Annotated in this window: 23 protein-coding genes; 11 read left to right on the plus strand and 12 right to left on the minus strand. The window is 69.0% G+C overall.

The genetic code is table 11. From position 1 onward, the window contains the following. Positions 1 to 82: 82 nt before the first annotated feature. Genes N536_RS0128740 through N536_RS0128760 form a run of 5 tightly spaced genes read right to left on the minus strand, consistent with a single transcriptional unit; the run spans position 83 to position 4,688 of the window. Complete coding sequence (locus tag N536_RS0128740; RefSeq protein WP_029116769.1) at positions 83 to 1,183, minus strand: LacI family DNA-binding transcriptional regulator; 1,101 nt, start codon at positions 1,181 to 1,183, stop codon at positions 83 to 85. A gap of 11 nt (positions 1,184 to 1,194) precedes the next feature. Beyond that, a complete protein-coding gene (locus N536_RS39790) occupies positions 1,195 to 2,100 on the minus strand; it encodes a metal ABC transporter permease (protein WP_051574844.1) in 906 nt (301 codons plus the stop codon). Beyond that, complete coding sequence (locus N536_RS0128750) at positions 2,100 to 2,882, minus strand: metal ABC transporter ATP-binding protein (RefSeq protein WP_029116770.1); 783 nt, start codon at positions 2,880 to 2,882, stop codon at positions 2,100 to 2,102. The genes N536_RS39790 and N536_RS0128750 overlap by 1 nt, the downstream gene beginning before the upstream one ends. Further along, positions 2,869 to 3,828, minus strand: a complete 960-nt coding sequence (locus N536_RS0128755) for a metal ABC transporter solute-binding protein, Zn/Mn family (protein ID WP_036437996.1) — start codon at positions 3,826 to 3,828, stop codon at positions 2,869 to 2,871. Before N536_RS0128755 ends, N536_RS0128750 begins: the two co-directional genes overlap by 14 nt. A 32-nt stretch (positions 3,829 to 3,860) precedes the next feature. Further along, entirely contained in the window at positions 3,861 to 4,688 is an 828-nt protein-coding gene (locus N536_RS0128760; protein ID WP_036437999.1) for a sulfurtransferase, read from the minus strand. Between the two features lie 80 nt (positions 4,689 to 4,768). On the opposite strand from N536_RS0128760, the gene bluB reads away from it, so the two are divergent. From bluB to N536_RS0128780, 4 genes are read left to right on the plus strand one after another with little or no spacing between them, the layout of a single operon-like run. Beyond that, on the plus strand, positions 4,769 to 5,437 hold the full coding sequence (bluB, locus tag N536_RS0128765) for a 5,6-dimethylbenzimidazole synthase (RefSeq protein WP_029116773.1): 669 nt from the start codon (positions 4,769 to 4,771) through the stop codon (positions 5,435 to 5,437). A 2-nt stretch (positions 5,438 to 5,439) separates the two neighbouring features. After that, complete coding sequence (locus N536_RS0128770; protein WP_029116774.1) at positions 5,440 to 6,195, plus strand: LamB/YcsF family protein; 756 nt, start codon at positions 5,440 to 5,442, stop codon at positions 6,193 to 6,195. Beyond that, positions 6,195 to 7,115 carry an MBL fold metallo-hydrolase gene (locus N536_RS0128775; protein ID WP_029116775.1) on the plus strand — a complete coding sequence of 307 codons (921 nt, stop codon included), beginning with the start codon at positions 6,195 to 6,197 and terminating at the stop codon, positions 7,113 to 7,115. The genes N536_RS0128770 and N536_RS0128775 overlap by 1 nt, the downstream gene beginning before the upstream one ends. Then, positions 7,106 to 8,350 carry an SLC13 family permease gene (locus N536_RS0128780; RefSeq protein ID WP_155948780.1) on the plus strand — a complete coding sequence of 415 codons (1,245 nt, stop codon included), beginning with the start codon at positions 7,106 to 7,108 and terminating at the stop codon, positions 8,348 to 8,350. Before N536_RS0128775 ends, N536_RS0128780 begins: the two co-directional genes overlap by 10 nt. Here N536_RS0128780 and rlmB read toward each other — a convergent pair. The 4 genes from rlmB to carD are packed head-to-tail and all read right to left on the minus strand — an operon-like array spanning position 8,347 to position 11,741. Then, a complete protein-coding gene (gene rlmB / locus N536_RS0128785; RefSeq protein WP_029116777.1) occupies positions 8,347 to 9,291 on the minus strand; it encodes a 23S rRNA (guanosine(2251)-2'-O)-methyltransferase RlmB in 945 nt (314 codons plus the stop codon). The genes N536_RS0128780 and rlmB overlap by 4 nt on opposite strands. Continuing rightward, positions 9,291 to 10,700, minus strand: a complete 1,410-nt coding sequence (cysS, locus tag N536_RS0128790; RefSeq protein WP_029116778.1) for a cysteine--tRNA ligase — start codon at positions 10,698 to 10,700, stop codon at positions 9,291 to 9,293. The genes rlmB and cysS overlap by 1 nt, the downstream gene beginning before the upstream one ends. A 58-nt stretch (positions 10,701 to 10,758) precedes the next feature. Beyond that, a complete protein-coding gene (gene ispF / locus N536_RS0128795) occupies positions 10,759 to 11,238 on the minus strand; it encodes a 2-C-methyl-D-erythritol 2,4-cyclodiphosphate synthase (RefSeq protein ID WP_029116779.1) in 480 nt (159 codons plus the stop codon). A 14-nt stretch (positions 11,239 to 11,252) separates the two neighbouring features. Continuing rightward, positions 11,253 to 11,741: an RNA polymerase-binding transcription factor CarD gene (gene carD, locus N536_RS0128800; protein ID WP_029116780.1), complete on the minus strand. Its 489-nt coding sequence runs from the start codon at positions 11,739 to 11,741 to the stop codon at positions 11,253 to 11,255. 348 nt (positions 11,742 to 12,089) lie between these two features. On the opposite strand from carD, the gene N536_RS0128805 reads away from it, so the two are divergent. From N536_RS0128805 to disA, 3 genes are read left to right on the plus strand one after another with little or no spacing between them, the layout of a single operon-like run. Next, positions 12,090 to 12,686, plus strand: coding sequence for a hypothetical protein (locus N536_RS0128805; protein WP_036438003.1), 597 nt, complete (start codon positions 12,090 to 12,092; stop codon positions 12,684 to 12,686). Positions 12,687 to 12,729: 43 nt separating this feature from the next. Beyond that, on the plus strand, positions 12,730 to 14,121 hold the full coding sequence (gene radA / locus N536_RS0128810) for a DNA repair protein RadA (protein ID WP_029116782.1): 1,392 nt from the start codon (positions 12,730 to 12,732) through the stop codon (positions 14,119 to 14,121). An 8-nt stretch (positions 14,122 to 14,129) separates the two neighbouring features. Further along, positions 14,130 to 15,251, plus strand: a complete 1,122-nt coding sequence (disA, locus tag N536_RS0128815) for a DNA integrity scanning diadenylate cyclase DisA (RefSeq protein WP_029116783.1) — start codon at positions 14,130 to 14,132, stop codon at positions 15,249 to 15,251. Between the two features lie 4 nt (positions 15,252 to 15,255). Here disA and N536_RS0128820 read toward each other — a convergent pair whose 3' ends face one another. Both N536_RS0128820 and N536_RS0128825 read right to left on the minus strand, forming a co-directional pair. After that, positions 15,256 to 16,041 (minus strand): hypothetical protein, encoded by a 786-nt coding sequence (locus N536_RS0128820; RefSeq protein ID WP_197040261.1) that lies wholly within the window; start codon positions 16,039 to 16,041, stop codon positions 15,256 to 15,258. A 60-nt stretch (positions 16,042 to 16,101) separates the two neighbouring features. Next, positions 16,102 to 16,722: a carbonic anhydrase gene (locus tag N536_RS0128825; protein WP_029116785.1), complete on the minus strand. Its 621-nt coding sequence runs from the start codon at positions 16,720 to 16,722 to the stop codon at positions 16,102 to 16,104. 28 nt (positions 16,723 to 16,750) lie between these two features. Here N536_RS0128825 and N536_RS0128830 point away from each other — a divergent pair, with 28 nt between their 5' ends. Both N536_RS0128830 and N536_RS0128835 read left to right on the plus strand, forming a co-directional pair. Then, entirely contained in the window at positions 16,751 to 17,647 is an 897-nt protein-coding gene (locus tag N536_RS0128830) for an A/G-specific adenine glycosylase (RefSeq protein WP_029116786.1), read from the plus strand. A gap of 9 nt (positions 17,648 to 17,656) precedes the next feature. Next, positions 17,657 to 19,075: an adenylate/guanylate cyclase domain-containing protein gene (locus N536_RS0128835; RefSeq protein WP_029116787.1), complete on the plus strand. Its 1,419-nt coding sequence runs from the start codon at positions 17,657 to 17,659 to the stop codon at positions 19,073 to 19,075. On the opposite strand, the gene N536_RS0128840 is transcribed toward N536_RS0128835, so the two are convergent. After that, the gene (locus N536_RS0128840; protein WP_029116788.1) at positions 19,024 to 20,001 is read right to left on the minus strand and encodes a GlxA family transcriptional regulator; all 978 of its coding nucleotides are present in this window, start codon (positions 19,999 to 20,001) and stop codon (positions 19,024 to 19,026) included. The two genes, N536_RS0128835 and N536_RS0128840, sit on opposite strands and share 52 nt — an antisense overlap. A 71-nt stretch (positions 20,002 to 20,072) precedes the next feature. On the opposite strand from N536_RS0128840, the gene N536_RS0128845 reads away from it, so the two are divergent. Then, positions 20,073 to 20,294: a hypothetical protein gene (locus N536_RS0128845; RefSeq protein WP_029116789.1), complete on the plus strand. Its 222-nt coding sequence runs from the start codon at positions 20,073 to 20,075 to the stop codon at positions 20,292 to 20,294. A gap of 112 nt (positions 20,295 to 20,406) precedes the next feature. Further along, positions 20,407 to 20,616: a hypothetical protein gene (locus N536_RS39795; protein WP_036438005.1), complete on the plus strand. Its 210-nt coding sequence runs from the start codon at positions 20,407 to 20,409 to the stop codon at positions 20,614 to 20,616. Positions 20,617 to 20,624: the final 8 nt, after the last annotated feature.

Here is a 20,624-nt window from a genome sequence, read left to right on the forward strand (position 1 = left end):
GCACATGAGTCGTGGTCCGTGTCGCGCAACGACGCTCCTGCAGAAATCGGCGTGGAAGTCGCGAGATCTGCTCCAGGGCGGGTTAGACCGGCGGGCCCGACGTGCGGCCGCGCACCAACTCGGTGGCGAGCAGCTCGAGCACCGGCAGGCCGGACCGTGGCGGGTTGTGCAACAGCCGCCCGGCGCGACGGCCCTTGTCGACGCTGGGTTGCTTCACCGTCGTGAGGCCACGCGCCAAAGCGTCTGGGATGCCGTCGAATCCGGTCACCGTCATCTGTCCGGGTACGTAGATCCCCCGTGCCCGCAGGTGGTCCATCGCCGAGAGCGCCAGCACGTCGGCGGTACACATCAGCGCGGTGATCCGCGGATTGGCCTCCAGTGCAACCTCGGCGGCCGCCCCACCGGAGGTGGGCAGGTGCTCGTAGCTCTCCACGACGGTCAACGATCCCGGGTCCAGCCCGGCGTCGAGCATCGCCTCGTAGACGCCGCTGATGCGTTCGCGCTGGACGTGGAAGTGCGGGGTCTTCAGCCGCTCCGGATCGGCCAGCGCGGGACTGGACAGCCCGTGCGGCCACTCGCGCCCCAATCGCATTGTGAGCAGCCCGATCTCGCGGTGGCCGAGGCCGAGGACGTAGTCCGCCATCGCACGCATCGCCGCACGGTCGTCGATGCCGACGCGGGAGGCGCCCGGCACGTCCTTGGGCTGGTCGACGACCACGACGGGAAGGGCACGCTGCGCCACCACCGGAAGGTACGGGTCGTCGTCGGAGGCCGAGTAGACCACGAATCCGTCTACGCCAGCGGCCAGGACGGCTGCGGTGCCGTCGTCCACGGTGCGGTTGGGCCCGACCGCGACGAGCAGCAGACCCTGCCCCGCCTCCTCACACGACTCGGCAAGGCCGGCGACGAAGTCCAGCGCGGCCGGGTCGCTGAACGAGTAGTTGAGCGGCTCGGTGATCACCAGGCCGACGGCGCCTGCCCTGCGCGTGCGCAGGGAACGCGCCACCGGGTCAGGTCCGGCGTAACCCAACCGCTTGGCCGTCTCCAGCACGCGCTCCCGCAAATCGGCCGAGAGTTGGTCCGGCCGGTTGTAGGCATTGGAGATCGTGGTGCGCGAAACCTTGAGTTCGGCGGCCAACGAGGCCAGGGTCGCGCGCCGTCGCGGAGCAGGACCTCTGGACATGCTCCATGAGGCTAATGGATGTGACGTCCGTCATCGGCGCCAACCGCCCCGTGGCTCGCCGTCGGGATCTTGCGATCGGTTCCGGTGCGCTGCGCGACGGACCACACCGCGAGCCACACGACGCACACGATGCTCACGATGACGAAGCTCGGCGGCACGTTGAACATCGCCGAAACCGCGAGGCCCGCCCACACCGAGAACACGGCGAGCACCGTCGACACCGCCATCGCCAGTCCCGGCCGGGCGACCAGCATGATGGCCGTCGCGGCCGGTGTTACCACCAACGCGAACAGCAACAGGGTGCCAACGGCCTGCACCGCCATCGTCACCGCGAGGCCCAACAGCGCCATGAAGATTACCGACAGCGCACGCACCGGCACGCCCTTGGCTTCGGCTACCTCTGGATTGACCGACGCGAACAGCAGCGGCCGGTAGACGAAGGCCACGACGACGGCGACGACGGCCACCGCCCCGGCAAAGATCATCAATTGGTCACTCGTCACCGCGAGCAGGTTCCCGAACAGGACGTTGGTGACGGTGCTGCTGCTCTTGGTCGCCAGGGAGCTGAAGAACAGGCCCAACCCCGTCGCGGCGGCCAGCACCGTTCCGGTGGCGACCTCGCGTTCGTCGGCGCGCTTTCCCAAAGCTCCAATGATCAGCGCACCGCCGATGCAGAACGTGGCGAGGCCGACGGTGACCGGCAGCCCGAAGAGCACCGCGCCCGTTGCACCGGGAAAGCCGATGTGCGCCAATGCATGTGCGGCGAACGCACTGCTGCGCACCACGATGAAGTAGCCGATCAGACCTGCGGCGAGCGCGACGAGCGTGCCACCCACCAAGGCGTTGCGCATGAACGACGACGTCAGGATCTGCACCCAATTGTCCTGGTAGCCAAGGGCCAGCACCGACGCCCGCATCAGACGCTCCGCATGTAGAGATCGCCCTGCGGCGTGTGCACGACTTGGATCGAGGTGCCGTAGAGGTGGCTGAGCAGGTCCTCGCTGACCACCTCGTCCATGGTGTCGAAGTGGGCGTGGCCGTCGAGCAGGTAGATGGCGCCGTCGAGCACTCCGAGCAATGGGTTGAGGTCGTGCGCGACGACCATGATCGTCACGCCGAGGTCCTCCCTGATCTTCGCGAGCAGCTTGACGATGTCGCGCTGGTTGCGCACGTCGAGCGCGGTCAGCGGTTCGTCGAGGATGAGCAGGCGGGGTTGCCCGACGAGCGCCTCGGCGATGGCGATGCGCTGGCGTTGTCCACCGGACAGCTGGGACAGTCGTCGGTGGGCGAACGCGCCGGCGTCGACCGCCTCGAGGATCTCCGCCACGCGGCGCCGCTGCTCGGCGGTCGCACGGCCGAAACCCCAACGGCTGCCGGTCAATCCGAGCAGCACCGCGTCACAGGCACGAATCGCATTGCCCGCCGCGACGGCGTAGTTCTGCGGCACGTAGCCGATCAGCCCGGTCGCCGCGCCTGGTGCCTTGCCGAGCACCCTGATCTCACCGGACGCCGTTGGGATCATGCCGAGTACGGCGTGCAGCAGCGTCGTCTTGCCCGAGCCACTCGACCCGATGATGGCGAAGACCCCGCCGGACGGCACGTTGAAGGTGCCCTCCGACCAGATCAACCTGCCGCCGCGGACGACGCTGACGTCGTCGAACGACAGTGCCGGCGCCGCGAGGTGTTCAGGCTCTGACACCGAGGGCCTTGGCTAGAGCGGTGAGTTGGTCCACCTGCCAAGCCTCGAACGATTTCGCGTCCGGCGCCACCGTTTCGGTCACGTTGACCACCGGGATGCCCGCGCTCTCGGCCGCGCTGCGGATCTGCTCGGGCACCGATCCCTCGGTCTGGGTGTTGTAGATCAGCACGTCGACGCCCTTGGCGGCGAGCAGTTTGAGGAACGCGTCGAGATCCGCCGGTGACGGGTCGGCCTCGTTGCTCGCGGCGGCCTGGTAGCCATCGGGCGTCTTGTTCTGCAGGCCCACCGCGGTCGCCATGTAATCGAAGACGCTCTCGGTGGTGGCGTAGGTCTTGCCGGACGCACCGGCCTTGATGGCGCTGATCTCGTCGGTGTAGGGCTTCATGGCGTCGGTGAACGCGCTGCGCTGCTTGGCGAAGTAGTCGCCTGCCTCCGGGGCCAGCTTGGTCAGTTCCGCGGTCACCGCGTCGGCGACGGCAGTGACGGTGGCGGGGTTGTACCAAACGTGCGGATTCGCGGTGTCGCCGCCAACCTCGGCGGCGTCGATGGTGGCGGCGTCCGGGGCCGATCCGGCGGCGAGCTTGCTGGCCCACTCGTCGTAGTGGGCGCCGTTGACGACCACCAGCTTGGCGCCTTCGAAGGTCGCGGCGTCCGCGGGGGACGGCTCGTAGTCGTGCGGGTCGACCGATGAACTGGCCAGCACGGTCTTGACCTGAGCGCAGCTGCCACCCAGTTCGGAGACGATGTCGCCCCACTGATCGACACTGACCACCACGTCGACGGGTGTGGTCGGGCAGGCTCCGGCCTGCGCCGTCGACGAGGCCGACGGCTGGTCACCGCCACTGGAACACGACGCGACACCGAAGGGGGTGGCCAACAGGGCGGCGGCCGCGACGGCACGCAGCGCAGACTTTTGCATCACGACGATAACGATAACCGTTTCCATTAGGGCCCGTACAGCGGACCCTCCTTGGCATGTCAGTCGCCGGTGGCCACGGGGTGCGCGCGATCGGCACACCACTGCGACCACGATCCCGGAAACAGGGCCACATCCACCCCGGCAGCGGCCGCCGCCGCGACGACCACCGACGCCGTGACACCGGACCCGCAATACGCCCCCACCGCATCACCCAACGCCCGCCGCAACTCTGGTTCGGGAAGGAAGGCACCGTCGGCCAGCAGCGCCGTGCTGGGGACGTTGGTGGCGCCCGGGATGTGCCCGGCGACTGGATCGACGGGTTCGGTGTCACCGCGGAAGCGTTCGGGCGCTCGCGCGTCGACCAGCCGGGCACTCAGCGCCGCTGCGTCGTCGGCGCTCAGCGTCTGCATGGCACCCGCGTACAGGTCGTCGTGCGCCACGGTGACGTCTCCGGGCTCGGGGGTGACGCGGCCCGTCTCCAGCGCTCCACCCGCTGCGGTCCACGCCGCCAGCCCGCCGTCGAGGATCCGCACGTCGGGCAGTCCCGCGGCCTTGAGCACCCACCACGCCCGTGCCGAGCCGGCGCGGTTCCAGTCGTCGTATGCCACGACCGTGCTGTCCTTGCCGATCCCCCACCGCCGAGCGGCCGCCTCGACGGCCCTTCCCGAGGGCAACGGATGCCTGCCCCGGCCGGGCGCGGTGTGATCGGTGAGATCGTCCTCGAGCGACACGTAGACCGCGCCGGGGACGTGGCCCGCCTCATACGCCTCGCGGCCGTCGGGGTGAGCGAGTTCCCAGCGCACGTCCAGGATCGCCACCGGTCCGCCCTTCGCCAGGAGTCGTTCGAGTTCGGTTGCGGTGACCAGCACCTCGGCACGCTCGTCCATGTTCGTCCTTCCTTTTCGTCTCATGATTCCAAAGGCCCACTTTTCAAAGGCCTACGGTTCAAAGGCTTACGCTTGCCCGCGTGGGCGAGCACGGGTTCAGTACTTCAGAGCGGCAGGCCGTCTACCGGGTCATCTCGGAACGCCGGGACATGCGCCGGTTCGTGCCCGGCGCGGTGGTGCCCGACGACGTGCTGGCCCGGCTGCTCGGCGCGGCGCACGCCGCTCCGAGTGTCGGCCTGATGCAGCCGTGGCGGTTCATCCGCATCACCGATGACGCATTGCGCCGAAACATCCACGGGCTCGTCGACGAGGAACGGGTGCAGACCGCTCGTGCGCTGGGCTCGCGCAGCGACGAGTTCCTTGCGCTGAAGGTGGAGGGCATCCTCGAGTGCGCCGAACTGTTCGTCGTCGCGCTCGGTGAGGGCCGTGGCGACCACGTGTTCGGCCGTCGCACCTTGCCGCAGATGGACCTGGCCTCGGTGTCCTGCGCCATCCAGAATCTGTGGCTGGCCGCGCGCGCGGAAGGTCTCGGGATGGGCTGGGTGTCGATCTTCGACCCGGTCCGGCTCGGCCGGCTGCTCGGCATGCCCGACGACGCGGAGCCCGTGGCGATCCTGTGCCTCGGCCCGGTGCCCGCGTTCCCCGACCGGCCGGCGTTGGAGCTCGACCAGTGGGCGTTCGGACGGCCGCTGGCGGAGTTCGTCTCGGAGAACGGCTGGCCTGCGCCGGCCGTGGGTGTGCCGTCGTGACCGTGACCGTCGACCTGAACGCCGACCTCGGCGAGGGCTTCGGGGTGTGGCGTCTCGGCGACGACGACGCCATGCTCGACGTGGTCACCAGCGCCAACGTGGCGTGCGGCTTCCACGCCGGCGACCCGTCGCTGCTGTTGCGGACGTGTAAGGCGGCCGCCGACAGGGGCGTTCGGATCGGCGCGCAAGTCAGCTACCGCGACCTCGCGGGGTTCGGCCGCCGCTTCATCGACGTGCAGGCGGGTGAACTGACCGCCGAGATCATCTACCAGATCGGCGCGCTGCAGGCCCTGGCAAGCGTCGCCGGCTCGACGGTCGGCTACGTCAAACCCCATGGCGCGCTGTACAACACGATCGTGACCGACCGCGACCAGGCCGAGGCGGTCGCCAAGGCCGTACACGCCGTGGACCCGGCATTGCCGGTGCTGGGCCTCGCCGGTTCGGCGTTCTTCCAGGCCGCCGAACGACTGGGCCTGCGCACGGTGCCCGAGGCCTTCGCCGACCGTGCGTACCGCCCCGACGGACGGCTGGTGTCGCGTCGGGAACGCAATGCCGTGCTGCACGACGTCGACAAGATCGCCGAGCGGGTGGCATCGATGATCGGGCGCGGACAGGTCACCGCGGTCGATGGATCCACCATCCCGATAACCGTGGAATCGGTTTGCGTGCACGGTGATTCACCCGGCGCCGTGGACATCGCCACGGCGGTGCGCTCGCGGCTGGTGGCCGATGGCGTCACGCTGGAGGCGTTCACCTGATGCGGATCAAGTTCGGCCGCCCCGATCTGGCGGATTACGCGGCCTATTTCGACCAGCCCGCCGCCACCGACTCCTCGCCGCTGACGGTGACGTGGGCGGGCGTCACCACACTGCTGATCGACGACGGCGAGTCCGCGGTGATGACCGACGGCTTCTTCTCCCGGCCCGGTCTGCTGACGGTCGGGACGCGTGCGCTGTCGCCGTCGCTGCCGCGCATCGACGGCTGTCTGGCCCGCCTGAAGGTGGACCGGCTGGACGCGGTGCTGCCCGTGCACACTCACTTCGACCATGCGATGGATTCCGCGGTGGTCGCCGAGCGCACCGGGGCCGCACTCGTCGGCGGGGTGTCGGCCGCCCAGGTCGGTCGCGGTGGGGGCCTGCCGGATGATCGCCTCGTCGTCGCGACGCCCGGATCTCCGCTGACGCTAGGCGCATTCGACGTGACCCTCGTCGAAGGTGACCACTGTCCGCCGGACCGGTTCCCCGGCCCCATCACCGCGCCGGTCGTCCCGCCGGTCAAGGCTGCCGCCTACAAGTGCGGCGAGGCGTGGTCCACCATGATCGCGCATCGGCCCAGCGGTCGTCGCCTGCTGATCGTCGGCAGCGCAGGCTACGTTCCAGGCGCACTGGCCGAACACCGCGCCGACGTGGTGTATCTCGGCATCGGACAACTCGGACTGCAGCCGGAGCGCTATCTGGTCGAGTATTGGTCGGAGACCGTCCGTACCGTCGGCGCGCGACGCGTGGTGCTCATCCACTGGGACGACTTCTTCCGGCCGCTGCACCAGCCGCTGCGCGCATTGCCCTACGCCGGTGACGATCTCGACGTGTCGATGCGGGTGCTGTCCCGCCTCGCGCGCGAAGACGGTGTGGCCCTTCATCTTCCGACACCGTGGGAGCGCGCCGACCCGTGGAGCTGACGCTGGCGCTCGTCGCGCTGGCCGTCGTGCTGGGATTCGCGATGTTCCGTCCCCGCGGCTGGCCGGAGGCCGTCGCCGCGCTGCCCGCCGCCGGCCTGTTGATCGCGACCGGGGTTGTCTCGACCGACGACGCGCTGGCAGAGGTGAACCAGCTGCTGCCCGTCGTGGGCTTCCTCGCGGCGGTGCTGGTGCTGGCGAAGCTGTGCGACGACGAGGGCCTGTTTCAGGCCGCCGGCGTTGCGATGGCCCGGCGCAGCGGCGGTGAGCCCCGCAAGCTCCTGGGCACCGTGTTCGTCACCGCCGCCTGCACGACGGCCGTCCTGAGCCTGGATGCGACCGTCGTGTTGCTGACGCCGGTGGTGCTGGCGACGGCACGGACGCTGGGCATCCCGTCCCGGCCGCACGCCTATGCCACCGCGCATCTGTCCAACAGTGCGTCGCTGCTGTTGCCGGTGTCGAACCTGACCAACCTGCTGGCCTTCACCGCTGCGGGGTTGAGCTTCGAGCACTTCAGCGCCGTCATGACGGCGCCGTGGTTGTTGGCCATCGCGGCCGAGTACGTCGTGCTGCGCGTGGTGTTCCGGCGTGAACTGGCCGACGGCCCCCGCAATGCCGAGCCGCCGCCACCGATCGACATGCCCGTCGTCGTGCTCGTCGTGCTCGCCCTGACGCTGGCCGGTTTCGCAGGCACGTCACTGCTCGGCGTGGCCCCGGCCTGGGCGGCGCTGGCGGGCGCCGTCGTGCTGGGAATCCGCGGCCTGGTGCGCGGCCGCAGCACGATCACCGGCATCGCCGGCGCCGCCAACGTGCCGTTCCTGGCGTTCGTGCTCTGCCTCGGCGTGGTGGTGACCGCGGTGATGAACCATGGCCTGGCGAGCGCGATGCGCGACGTCCTGCCCACCGGAACCACGTTGCCTGCGCTGCTCGGCATCGCCGTCGCCGCCGCGCTCCTGTCGAACGTCGTCAACAACCTACCCGCCGTGCTGGTGCTGTTGCCGCTCGTCGCAGGCGCAGGTCCCGCCGCCGTGCTGGCCGTACTGATCGGCGTGAACGTCGGGCCCAACCTGACCTACCCAGGTTCATTGTCGAATCTGCTGTGGCGCAGCGTCGTCCACCGCGAAGGCCTTCCGGCCGGGTTCGGTGAGTTCAGCCGGATCGGCGCGTGCACGGTGCCGGTGACGTTGATCGTTTCCGTGCTGGGCCTGTGGCTGGGTATCCGGCTGTTCGGGCTCTAACGCCGTCGCTGGCGGGCGATCTCGGCCAGCACGACGCCCGCGGCCACCGAGGCGTTCAGCGACTCCGTGCGTCCGGCCATCGGAATCGACACGATCGCGTCGCAGTTCTCCCGGACCAGCCGCGAGAGCCCCTTGCCCTCCGAACCGACCACCACGACCATCGGTCCCGTGCCGTCGATCTCGTCGAGCGGGGTGTCACCGTCGGCATCGAGACCAACCACCTGCAGACCGCCGTCGGCCCAACTCTTCAGCGTCCGAGTCAGATTCGTGGCACGCGCGACGCGTAGCCGGGCCGCAGCGCCAGCACTGGTGCGCCATGCGACGGCAGTCACCGAGGCCGACCTGCGCTGCGGGATCAACACGCCGTGACCGCCGAACGCAGCGACCGACCGCACGATGGCGCCGAGGTTGCGCGGGTCGGAGATGTTGTCCAACGCGACCAGCAGCGCGGGCGACGCCTCTGCCTTGGCCTCCCGCAGCATGTCGTCGGGGTGCGCGTAGTCATACGGCGGCACCTGCAGCGCGATGCCCTGGTGCAGACCGTTGGTGCTCATCCGGTCCAGATCGGTGCGCGGTACCTCAAGGATGGCGATCCCGGAGTCGGCGGCGCGGGTGACCGCCTCCGTCATCCGCTCATCGGTCTCGGCCCCGAGCGCGACGTACAGCGCCGTGGCGGGCACTCCGGCGCGGAGGCATTCCACCACCGGGTTGCGGCCAAGCACGATCTCGGTCTCGTCCGTCTTGCGGGGAGCCCTGCCACGCTGCTGCTTGGCGGCCTTCGTCGCGCGCTTGGCGGCCGGATGGTGCGGTCGCTGACTCGCGGGCGGCGTAGCGCCCCTGCCCTCCAGGCCGCGTCGCCGGACGCCACCCGAACCGACCGTCGGCCCCTTCTTGGTGCCCGCCTTGCGCACCGCGCCGCGCCGCTGTGAATTTCCAGCCATTACTTCGTATTCCCGTCCAGCAACGACCACTGCGGTCCATCGGCAGTGTCAGTCACGTCTATGCCCGCTTCCTTGAGCTGGTCGCGGATCTTGTCGGCCTGCGCCCAGTCCCGCGCTTCGCGGGCCTCGTTCCGCTGCGTCAGCGCCCACTGCACCAGCACGTCGACCGCGGCCAGCGCCGCCGACGTCTCGTCCCCGGACTCCCAGCGCTCGTCGAGCGGGTCGCAACCCAAGATCGCCATCATCGCCCGGATCGACCGTGCCTGCGTCATCGCCATCTCGTGGTCGCCTGCGTCGAGCGCCCGGTTGCCCTCGGCGCGAGCGGCGTGCACCTCGGCCAACGCCATGGGCACCGACAGGTCGTCGTCGAGCGCGGCGGCGAACTTCTCCGTCGGCTCGCTCGGCACGACCGTCCCCACGCGGTTGCGCACCCGGTGCAGGAAGTCCTCGATCCCCGCGTAGGCCTTCACCGCGTCCTGCAGTGCGGTCTCGGAGAATTCGAGCATCGACCGGTAGTGCGCGCTGCCAAGGTAGTAGCGCAGCTCGGCGGGCCGCACCCTGCTGAGCACCGCGGGAATGGAGAGCACGTTGCCGAGCGACTTGCTCATCTTCTCGCCGCCCATGGTCACCCAGCCGTTGTGCAGCCAGTAGCGCGCGAAGCGATCGCCCGCGGCTTCTGCCTGCGCGATCTCGTTCTCGTGATGTGGGAACACGAGATCCATGCCGCCGGCGTGGATGTCGAATTCCGAACCGAGGTACGCCTCGCACATCGCGACGCATTCGGTGTGCCAACCCGGCCGCCCGCGCCCCCACGGCGTCGGCCACGACGGCTCACCCGGCTTGGCGCCCTTCCACAGCGTGAAGTCGCGCTGGTCGCGCTTGCCGGTGGCGACGCCCTCGCCCTGGTGCACGTCGTCGATCCTGTGGCCCGACAACTTTCCGTAGTCGGCGAGGCTGTGCACGTCGAAGTACACGTCACCGCCGCCGGCATATGCGTGACCCCGCTCGATCAGCCGCTCGATCAGCTCGATGATCTGGGTGATGTGCCCGGTGGCCCGCGGCTCTGCCGACGGCGGCAGCACCCCCAGCGCGTCGTAGGCCGCCGAAAACGCCCGCTCGAAGGTCGCGGCCCACTCCCACCACGGCCTGCCTGCGTCGGCGGCCTTGTTCAGGATCTTGTCGTCGATGTCGGTGACGTTGCGGATGAAGGCGACGTCGTAGCCCTTGGCGGTCAGCCAGCGCCGCAGCACGTCGAACGCGACACCGCTGCGCACATGTCCGATGTGGGGCAGGCCCTGAACGGTTGCGCCGCACAGGTAGATCGACGCGTGGCCGTCGCGCAACGGGACGAACTCACGCACGCCACCCGTCATGGTGTCGTGGAGTCTCAGGCCCCCGCGATCGGTCACGACGGGCCAGCTTACCGGCCCATTCGTGCTCACCCGACAACACCGACCACATCCTCGATCACGAGAGGATCACGAGCGCGGTGGCGATGGCGGCCAACCCCTCTCCGCGACCGGTCAGCCCGAGGCCGTCGGTGGTGGTGGCCGACACCGAAACCGGCGCGTCGAGTAATTCGGAGAGCACGTTCTGCGCCTCGGCACGACGCGGCCCGATCTTCGGTCGGTTGCCGATCACCTGGACCGCCGCGTTGCCGATCCGGTAGCCCTCGGCAGCCAGCAACGAATGCACGTGGCGCAGCATGTCGGCGCCGCCAACGCCGCGCCACTCCGGGCGATCGGTGCCGAACACGTCGCCAAGGTCACCTAGGCCGGCTGCACTCAGCAACGCGTCGCACAGTGCGTGCGCTGCGACGTCACCATCGGAATGCCCGGCGCAGCCGTCAGCGTCGTCGAACAACAAGCACAGCAGCCAACACGGCCGGCCTGGCTCGATCGGATGCACGTCGGTGCCAAGACCAATTCGAGGCACCGCTTCCGTCATCGATTCATGCCGCGTCAGGAGGCGGCAGCCAGCACCTCGTCGAGGATGGTCTCGGCCTTCTCGTCGTCGGTGTTCTCGGCAAGCGCGAGTTCACCGACGAGGATCTGCCGCGCCTTCGCCAGCATGCGCTTCTCGCCTGCGGACAGGCCACGCTCCTGATCGCGACGCCACAGGTCGCGAACGACCTCGGCGACCTTGTTCACGTCTCCGGACGCCAGCTTCTCGAGGTTGGCCTTGTACCGGCGCGACCAGTTGGTCGGCTCCTCGGTGTGCGGGGCCCGCAACACCTGGAAGACCTTGTCCAGGCCTTCCTGACCCACGACGTCACGGACACCGACGTACTCGGCGTTGTCTGCAGGAACTCGAACGGTGAGATCGCCCTGGGCAACCTTCAGGACGAGATATTCCTTCTGCTCGCCTTTGATGGTTCGGGTTTCGATCGCCTCGATCAACGCAGCACCGTGATGTGGATAGACAACGGTGTCTCCGACCTTGAAAATCATCAGATTAGAGCCCCTTTCACCCCCTAATGCTAGCACGGGGCCCAGACACGTGCGGATCAACTATGCAGGTCAGGGGCACCGTGGGTGAAGACTAGGGGTTGACAGGGTGGTGTTTACGTGCAACGCAGCGCCTCACCAGCGAACCCTCGGGAGTGGTTGCGAGGCTACCTCCGGCGGGGCTTTCGGGCCGCCGCGAAGCGCTGAGCAAGCACGGTGGACTCCCCGCCGGAACCGGTTTCGGCCGCCGGGCGCCCTCGGCTACCGCGCTCAACCGTCACCTACTACTCTCCATAGTCGACACACCCCGACGACGCCACGGTCGTCGCGTGGGCCGAGCAGGAGGCTTGAGTGAACCGCCAAAGATCCCGCGCCTTCGCCGTCATCCCTGGCCTGAGTGCCTGCGGGCTGGCAGCAGCGGTCCTACTGTCCGGCTGCGGCGCGGGCCAGGTCTCCCAGACCGCCGTCCAGGAGCCCGCCATCAACGGCACCGCGGCCTGGGCCGGCGAGCCCACCTCCGGGGTGGCGTTGCGCAACGTTCACCTCCGCGCTCCTCAAACCAGCGACTACGTGCGGCCCGGCAGCAACGTCGAGCTGCTGTTCGTCGCCGTCAACGAATCTCCCGCCGAGGCGGACCGCCTGGTGTCCATCACGTCCGACGTCGCCTCCGTGACGGTGGCCGGGAACCCGACGGTGCCGCCCGGCGGCACGCTCGTCGTCGGCACGCCGGACGGCCAGCCCAGCCCACTGGACGCGACCGAGCGTGCCGACACCGTGCAGGCGGAGGTCACGTTGACCAAGCCGATCACCAACGGCCTGACCTACCCCTTCACGTTCAAGTTCCAGCGGTCCGGCGAGGTCACCGTCGAGGTGCCGATCTCCGCTGGGGAAAACCAGCGTCGCGAGGCCGAGGCCAAGGCCGAGCAGGACACGGGCGAAGCACACTAGGTCGCTACGGCGTTCTGTCGGCCACGACGGATACCGTCACTGAGTGGCTCGATCGGGTTCCAAGGCACGTTCGCAATTCCGTTGCTCGGAATGCGGGCACGTCGCCGCCAAGTGGGTGGGCCGCTGCCCGGACTGCAACACCTGGGGCACGGTCAACGAGGTCGCGGTCCTCACGTCGCTGAGCTCCACACCGGGCCGTGCGCTCGCCCCCGCCTCCCCTGCCGTCCCGATCAGTTCCATCGATCCAGGCGCGACGCGCCACTTCCGTACGGGGATAAGCGAATTGGACCGCGTGCTTGGTGGCGGCCTGGTCCCCGGATCGGTGACACTGCTGGCGGGCGATCCGGGGGTCGGCAAGTCGACGCTGCTGCTCGAGGTCGTCCACCGCTGGGCCGAATCGGGCCGCCGGGCGCTCTACCTGTCGGGTGAGGAGTCGGCCGGACAGATCCGACTGCGGGCCGAGCGCACCGGATGCACTCACGACGATGTGTTCCTGGCCGCCGAATCCGACTTGCAGACCGCGCTTGGCCACATCGAGGCGGTTCGGCCCACATTGGTCGTTGTCGACTCGGTGCAGACCATGACGACCGCAGAAGCCGACGGCGTCAGCGGTGGCGTCACCCAGGTCCGTGCGGTGACGACGGCGCTCACCATGGCGGCCAAGACCACTGGCATCGCGATGGTCCTGGTCGGCCACGTCACCAAGGACGGCGCCATCGCGGGGCCGCGCTCGCTCGAGCACCTGGTCGACGTCGTGCTGCACTTCGAGGGTGACCGGGCGTCCACGCTGCGCATGGTGCGCGGCGTCAAGAACCGGTTCGGCGCCGCCGACGAGGTCGGCTGTTTCCAGTTGCACGACAGCGGAATCGAGGGCATCGCCGACCCTTCCGGACTGTTCCGCGATCAACGGCCGACACCGGTCGCGGGCACCGCGGTGACGGTGACGCTGGACGGCAAGCGACCGTTGATCGGCGAGGTGCAGGCGCTCGTCGCCGAAGCGACCGCCGGCATCCCGCGCCGGGCCACCAGCGGCATCGATTCCTCCCGCGCGGCAATGATCCTGGCCGTGCTGGAGAAGCGGGCCAAGTTGCCACTCGGCAAGTGCGACGTGTACCTGTCGACGGTCGGCGGCATGCGACTCAGTGACCCTGCGTCGGACCTGGCCCTGGCCGCCGCGATCGCGTCCGCCGCCAGGGACGTGCCCATGCCCGCCGACGCGGTCTTCATCGGCGAGGTGGGGCTCGCCGGCGACATTCGGCGGGTCACGGGCATGGATCGCAGGCTCGCCGAGGCTGCACGGCTGGGCTTCAGATGGGCGATGGTGCCGCCCGGCGTCAAGGATGTGCCCGCGGGCCTGCAGACCATTACCTGCGAGGACATCGGCAGACTGTTGCAAGGCGTGCAGCGCATCGCGGACAATGGCGGCCGATCCTAGGAGACGAGATGGCTGTGAAGGCAGGCGGCAGGACCGCCCGCAGCACCGTCGTGCAACTCACCCGGCCGACACTGCGCGAGACGCTGGGCCGGTTGGCCCCCGGTACCGCGCTGCGCGACGGCCTCGAGCGCATCCTGCGTGGCCGCACCGGCGCGCTCATCGTGTTGGGCTACGACGACAGCGTCGAGGCCATCTGCGACGGCGGCTTCGAGCTCGACGTCCGGTACGCCCCCACCAAGCTGCGGGAGCTGTCGAAGATGGACGGCGCCGTCGTGTTGTCCAGCGACGGCTCCCGGATCCTGCGGGCCAACGTCCAGCTGGTCCCCGATCCGTCGATCCCCACCGACGAGTCCGGCACCCGACACCGCTCGGCCGAGCGCACCGCCGTGCAAACCGGCTATCCGGTGGTGTCGGTGAGCCACTCGATGAGCATCGTGACGGTGTACGTCGCCGGTGAGCGGCACGTCGTGCCCGACTCGGCGACCATCCTGTCGCGGACCAACCAGACCATCGCCACGCTCGAGCGGTACAAGTCCCGGCTCACCGAGGTCAACCGCCAGCTGTCCACCGCGGAGATCGAGGACTTCGTCACGCTGCGCGACGTGATGACGGTGGTGCAGCGCCTGGAGATGGTGCGCCGGATCAGCCTGGAGATCGACGCCGACGTCGTCGAACTCGGCACCGACGGACGTCAGCTCAAATTGCAGCTCGAAGAACTCGTCGGCGACAACGAGACGGCCCGTGAGCTGATCGTGCGCGACTACCACGCCAATCCCGATCCGCCCGACGCCACTCAGGTGATGGCCACGCTCGAAGAGCTGGACGCGCTGTCGGACAACGAACTGCTCGACTTCACCGCGCTGGCAAGGGTTTTCGGCTATCCCTCGACGCTGGAGGCGCAGGACTCGGCGATGAGTTCGCGGGGCTACCGCGCGATGGCGGGCATCCCACGGCTGCAGTTCGCCCACGTCGATCTATTGGTTCGGTCGTTCGGGTCGCTGCAGGGCGTGCTGGCGGCCAGCGCGAGCGACCTGCAATCGGTGGACGGCATCGGCTCGATGTGGGCCCGCCACATCCGGGAGGGTTTGTCCGCGCTGGCCGAGTCGACCATCGCCGACCAGCTCGCCTGACCGGTTAGCCCGGAACCGGCGCTCCACCCTCTGGCGCGGGTGCTCCCTCGGCAGGCGGCGGAGGCGGCTCCTCGCCGGGCGGCGGCGCAGCCGCGGGGTCGGCCAGGATGAACGGCACCGCAGCGGAGCGCAGATTGCCCAGCTGGACCACCAGGTTGTAGGTGCCGGGCCCGATCGGCTGCCGGGGCAGCGGGCAGTTCGGCGCCGAACCCATGCCGGTCCAGGTCACCTCGGTGGTGACCTGCTCACCGGGGCTGAACGTCTTGACCAGCGTCTCGTTGGACGGGGCGCAGTCCAGGTTCGACCACAGCCGCTCGTTGTTCAGCGAATACACGTACGCGGCGAGCACGGCCGCGCCGACGTCGCGCTTGCAGGCGACCAATCCGATGTTGGTGACCACCATGGTGAACTTCGGCTGATCACCGACGACGAAGTCGGGCTGGCTGGTGATGCCCTTCACCGCGAGCGTCGAGTCGGGGCAGTCGTCGCCCTCCTTGAGCACCGGCGGCGGCGTCACCGCGGCCGATGGGGTGGGCGTAGGCGGCGGCATTTGTTGCGCAGGCGGTTGAACCGGGGTCTTGACCTCGGGGTTCTCACCGGGAAGCGGGGTCGGAGGCGCGGCACTCGTGGAGGCAGAGGCGGTCTTGGAGTCGCCGGTGCTGTTGCTCACCACCAGGAACGCGATCGCGGCGACGATGGCCACCACGACCACGCCAACGCCGATCGCCAGTGCGCGCCGCCGCCAGTAGATCTGGGAGGGCAGCGGGCCATGCGGTTCGAGATCCAGCACGAGCTCCACGGTAAGGCCAGGTCACGCACACTCGTCCGACCCGGCTCGGCGTGTCGCGGCTCAGCCTTCGCCGATGTCGCCTATGTAGTCCCGCAACACGACGCGTCCGTCGGCCAGGTGGTAGGTGAGGCCGACGATCGCCACGCTGCCGTCGATGACCCGCTGGGCGATCGGCGCCGACCGGATCCGCAGCTGCGCGACGGTCTCGTTGACGTGCCGGGTTTCGAACTCGTCGACGCGGCTCAATCCCGAATGACGGCCGAGCAGGATCGACGGCGTGACGCGCTCGACGATGTCGCGCACGTAGCCGGTGGGCATTTCGCCGTTCTCGAGGGCGTCGAGCGTTGCCTGCACGGCGCCGCAGCTGTCATGGCCGAGCACCACGATCAACGGCACGTCGAGCACCGTCACGGCGTACTCGATCGAGCCGAGAACCGCCAAGTCGGCGACGTGACCCGCGGTGCGGACCACGAACATGTCGCCGAGTCCCGCGTCGAAGATGATCTCGGCTGCCACGCGGCTGTCGGCACAACCGAACACCACCGCAGTGGGTTTCTGGCCGTGCGCCAACCGGGCGCGGTCGTCGATGCCCTGGCTGGGGTGCTCGACATGGCCAGAGACGAATCGGTCGTTACCCTCTTTGAGTGCTTTCCATGCGGTTACTGGGCTGGTACGCGGCATGCCGATCATTGTGCCGGAGCGGAGCTCGATGATCGATTCGGGTGAGCTGCTGGCCTGGTACGAGCGCGAGCAGCGCGATCTGCCGTGGCGACGTCCCGGCACCAGCGCGTGGCAGATCCTGGTCAGCGAGTTCATGTTGCAGCAGACGCCGGTGGCACGGGTGGAGCCGATCTGGCGCGACTGGGTGGCACGCTGGCCGACGCCATCGGCGACGGCGGCCGCCAGCGCCGCCGACGTGTTGCGCGCCTGGGGCAAGCTCGGCTATCCGCGCCGCGCCAAGCGGTTGCACGAGTGCGCTGGGGTGATCGCCGAGCTGTTCGGCGGCGTGGTGCCGTCGGACGTCCCGACGCTGTTGACGCTGCCGGGCATCGGTGCCTACACCGCGCGTGCGGTGGCGTGCTTCGCCTACGGCCAGCGGGTTCCCGTCGTCGACACGAACGTGCGCCGCGTGGTCGCCAGAGCCGTGCACGGTCGGGCCGACTCGCCCGCCAGCGTCAGCGACCTGCTCGACGTCGACGCCTTGCTGCCCAATGACGATGCCGCGCCCCGGTTTTCGGTCGCCTTGATGGAGCTCGGCGCGACGGTGTGCACCGCGAGGTCGCCGCGCTGCGGCCTCTGCCCGCTGAGTGCGTGCGCGTGGCGGTCTGCCGGCTTCCCGGCCGCCAGCGCACCGGCCCGCAAGCCGCAGCGTTACGCGGGTACGGACCGCCAGGTGCGCGGCCGGTTGCTGGATGTGTTGCGCGGCAATGCGATTCCCGTTACGAGGGCGCAATTGGACGTGGCGTGGTTGTCCGACACCGCGCAGCGCGACCGTGCGCTGGACTCGCTGCTGATCGACGGGCTGGTCGAGCAGACCGCGGACGGACTGTTCGCACTGGCCGGCGAAGGTGGCGAAGCCGGGCCACCGCCCGTCCCGGTCAACTAGCCTGTGGCGGTGGCCTTAACTGGTGCGCAGCCACCGCGAACTCGCTACGCGTCGCGCGGTGACCTCGACATCGCCTACCAGGTGCTCGGCGACGGCCCGGCAGATCTGATCGTCATGCCGGGACCGTTCATCCCCATCGACTCGATCGACGACGAGCCCTCGATGTACCGCTTCTATCGCCGCCTGGCGTCGTTCTGCCGGGTGATCAGGTTCGACCACCGCGGCATGGGCATGTCGTCGCGGATTGGGTCGGCCGACACCATCACCCTGTCGTGTTGGGCGGAGGACGCCATCACGGTGCTGAATGCCGTTGGGTGCGAACGCGCTACGGTGCTCGGCTCCGGCATCAACGCCCTGAGCGCGCTGCTGTTGGCGGCTGATCATCCGGAGCGGGTGACGAGCCTGGTGATCGTCAACGGTGCCGCCCGCGCACTGTGGGCGCCCGACTACGAAGTCGGGGTCCAGGCGACGAGCGCCCATCCGTACACGACCGTGGCGTTGACGCCGGACGCAGTCGAGCAGGGCTTCGACGTCCTCGAGATGGTCGCGCCATCGGTCGCCGCCGATCACGCGTTCCGCAGGTGGTGGGACGTCGCAGGCAACCGCGCTGCGTCACCCAGCATGGCGCGCATGTCGAGCCGGGTGCTGGTCGAAGCCGATGTGCGCGCCAAGCTGCCCCTCATCACCGCGCCGACGTTGGTCCTGCATCGTGCCGACTCGGCGTTCGTGCGGGTCGGGCACGGCCGCTATCTCGCCGAACACGTCGTCGGCGCGCGTTACGTCGAGCTGCCGGGCGCCGACTCGCTGTACTGGGTGGGCGATGCCACCTCGATCCTCGACGAGGTCGAGGAGTTCATCACCGGGGTGCGCGGCGGCTCGGACGCGGAGCGCGTGCTGATCACCATCCTGTTCACCGACATCGTCGGTTCGACGGCACATGCCGCGGCGCTCGGCGACGACCGCTGGCGCGACCTACTCGACAACCACGATGCCGTCGTCCGCCACGAGCTCGCGCGGTTTCAGGGCCTCGAGGTGAATACCGCCGGTGACGGTTTCGTCGCGACGTTCATCAGCCCGAGCGTGGCGCTCGACTGTGCGGAGGCGATCGTCGATGCCGTTGCCGCGCTTGGCATCGCGGTGCGGGTGGGCGTGCACTCCGGCGAGGTGGAAGTGCGCGGCGACGACGTTGCGGGCATGGCCGTGCACATCGGCGCGCGGGTCAGCGGGTTGGCGGGACCGCACGAGGTCCTCGTCTCGTCGACCGTGCGCGAGATCGTGACCGGGTCACGCCGGACCTTCACCGAGCATGGCGAACACGAACTGAAGGGCGTGCCGGGCCGGTGGCGGATCTACGCCCTCGACCGCGACCGCCTGCGTCAAGCCGTTGCGGCGGACATGGAGTCGTCGCAGGAGAAGCGCCGACGGTAGTCCGACGGCGTGACACCGATGACCCGGCGGAAGTGGTGGCGCAGCAGCGTCGCCGTGCCGAAGCCCGATCGGTCCGCGATCCGGTCGATGTCGAGGTCGGTTTCCTCGAGCAGGCGGCGTGCGTACAGCACGCGCTGATCGGTCACCCACTGCATCGGGGTGCGGCCGGTCTCCTCGACGAAGCGGCGGGCGAACGTGCGTGCCGACATGTTCACCCGGCGGGCCAGCATGGCGACCGTCAGCGGTTTGTCGAGATTGGAGAGCACCCAGTCGAGGTGCGGGGCGAAGCCCTCCGAACATCGCACCGGGATCGGCTGGTCGATGTACTGGCGCTGTCCCCCGTCGCGTTGCGGCGGCACCACCATGCGGCGCGCGATCTTGTTGGTCACCTCGCTGCCGAGTTCCCGGCGGACCAGGTGCAGGCACGCGTCGATGCCCGCCGCGGTGCCTGCGCTGGTGATGAGATTGCCGTCGTCGACGAACAACACGTTGCGGTCGACCTTCGCCGTCGGATACAGCCGGGCGAGTTCGTCGGCGTGCATCCAGTGCGTGGTGCACGGCCTGCCGTCGAGCAGGCCGGCGGCGCCCGCCACGAAGGCGCCCGAGCAGACGGTGAGGATGATCGATCCCGAGTCGGCGGCGGCCCGGACGGCCTCGAGTGCCGCGGGCAGATAGCCGTCGTTCTGGCTGGCGATCGCGGGAATCGCCACCAGGTCGGCACCGACGAGGTCGTCGAATCCGTGGTCGGGGGTGATCGTCGCGCCGACCGACGTCCGAAGCGGCTTGCCCGGCTCGGGGCCGCAGACCTTGAAGTCGAAGTTGGGGACGCCGTCGGCCGACCGGTCGATCCCGAAGACTTCGCAGATGACGCCGAATTCGAAGACGGCGAGGCCGTCCAGCACCAACGTCGAAACGGTCTTGATCATGGCAGTATCTTATCGCAGGCGGGCAGTGCTGCCACTGTTGGCGGAATATTTCTCATTGAACGATTGCTGCCATGAACATGTTGCTGACCTTCCTGATCCTCACCGCACCGTTCGCTCTGGCCGCCGGTCTGAGCTGGGCTTCTCACCGCCGCCATCCCCTGCGCGCGTATCTGGCGGGCGTGGCCGAAGACCGTGACGACTATCGCGTCGAACACGATCTCGACGCCGTCAGAACGCGCTTCGAGCGGAATCCCACCTGGCCCGTCTCAGGCGTGAAGGGCGAACGACGCTAAGAACAAGCCGACGGCGCCGGGGTATTCCCATGATCGTTTTGGCAGTATTTGTCTGCAAGGTGTCGTTCCTGCCACTGTTGGCGGGATATACATCAAGAGCAGCATTACTGCCATGACCATTGCCCTGGTACTCCTCATCATGATCGCCCCCTTCGCTCTGGCAGCGGCGCTCAGCTGGACCGCCCGCCGCAGCGGCACGCTTCGCATCCACTACGACCGGTACCGCTGGTCCACCCCGGAATTGGGCCGGCTGTTCGAAGACGACCGGGACGGCTTCCGCATCGCGCACGACGTCGACGCGATCCGCACCCGCTTTGAGTAGCAACCCCT

The organism is Mycobacterium sp. URHB0044, assembly GCF_000620625.1.
Lineage (GTDB): Bacteria > Actinomycetota > Actinomycetes > Mycobacteriales > Mycobacteriaceae > Mycobacterium.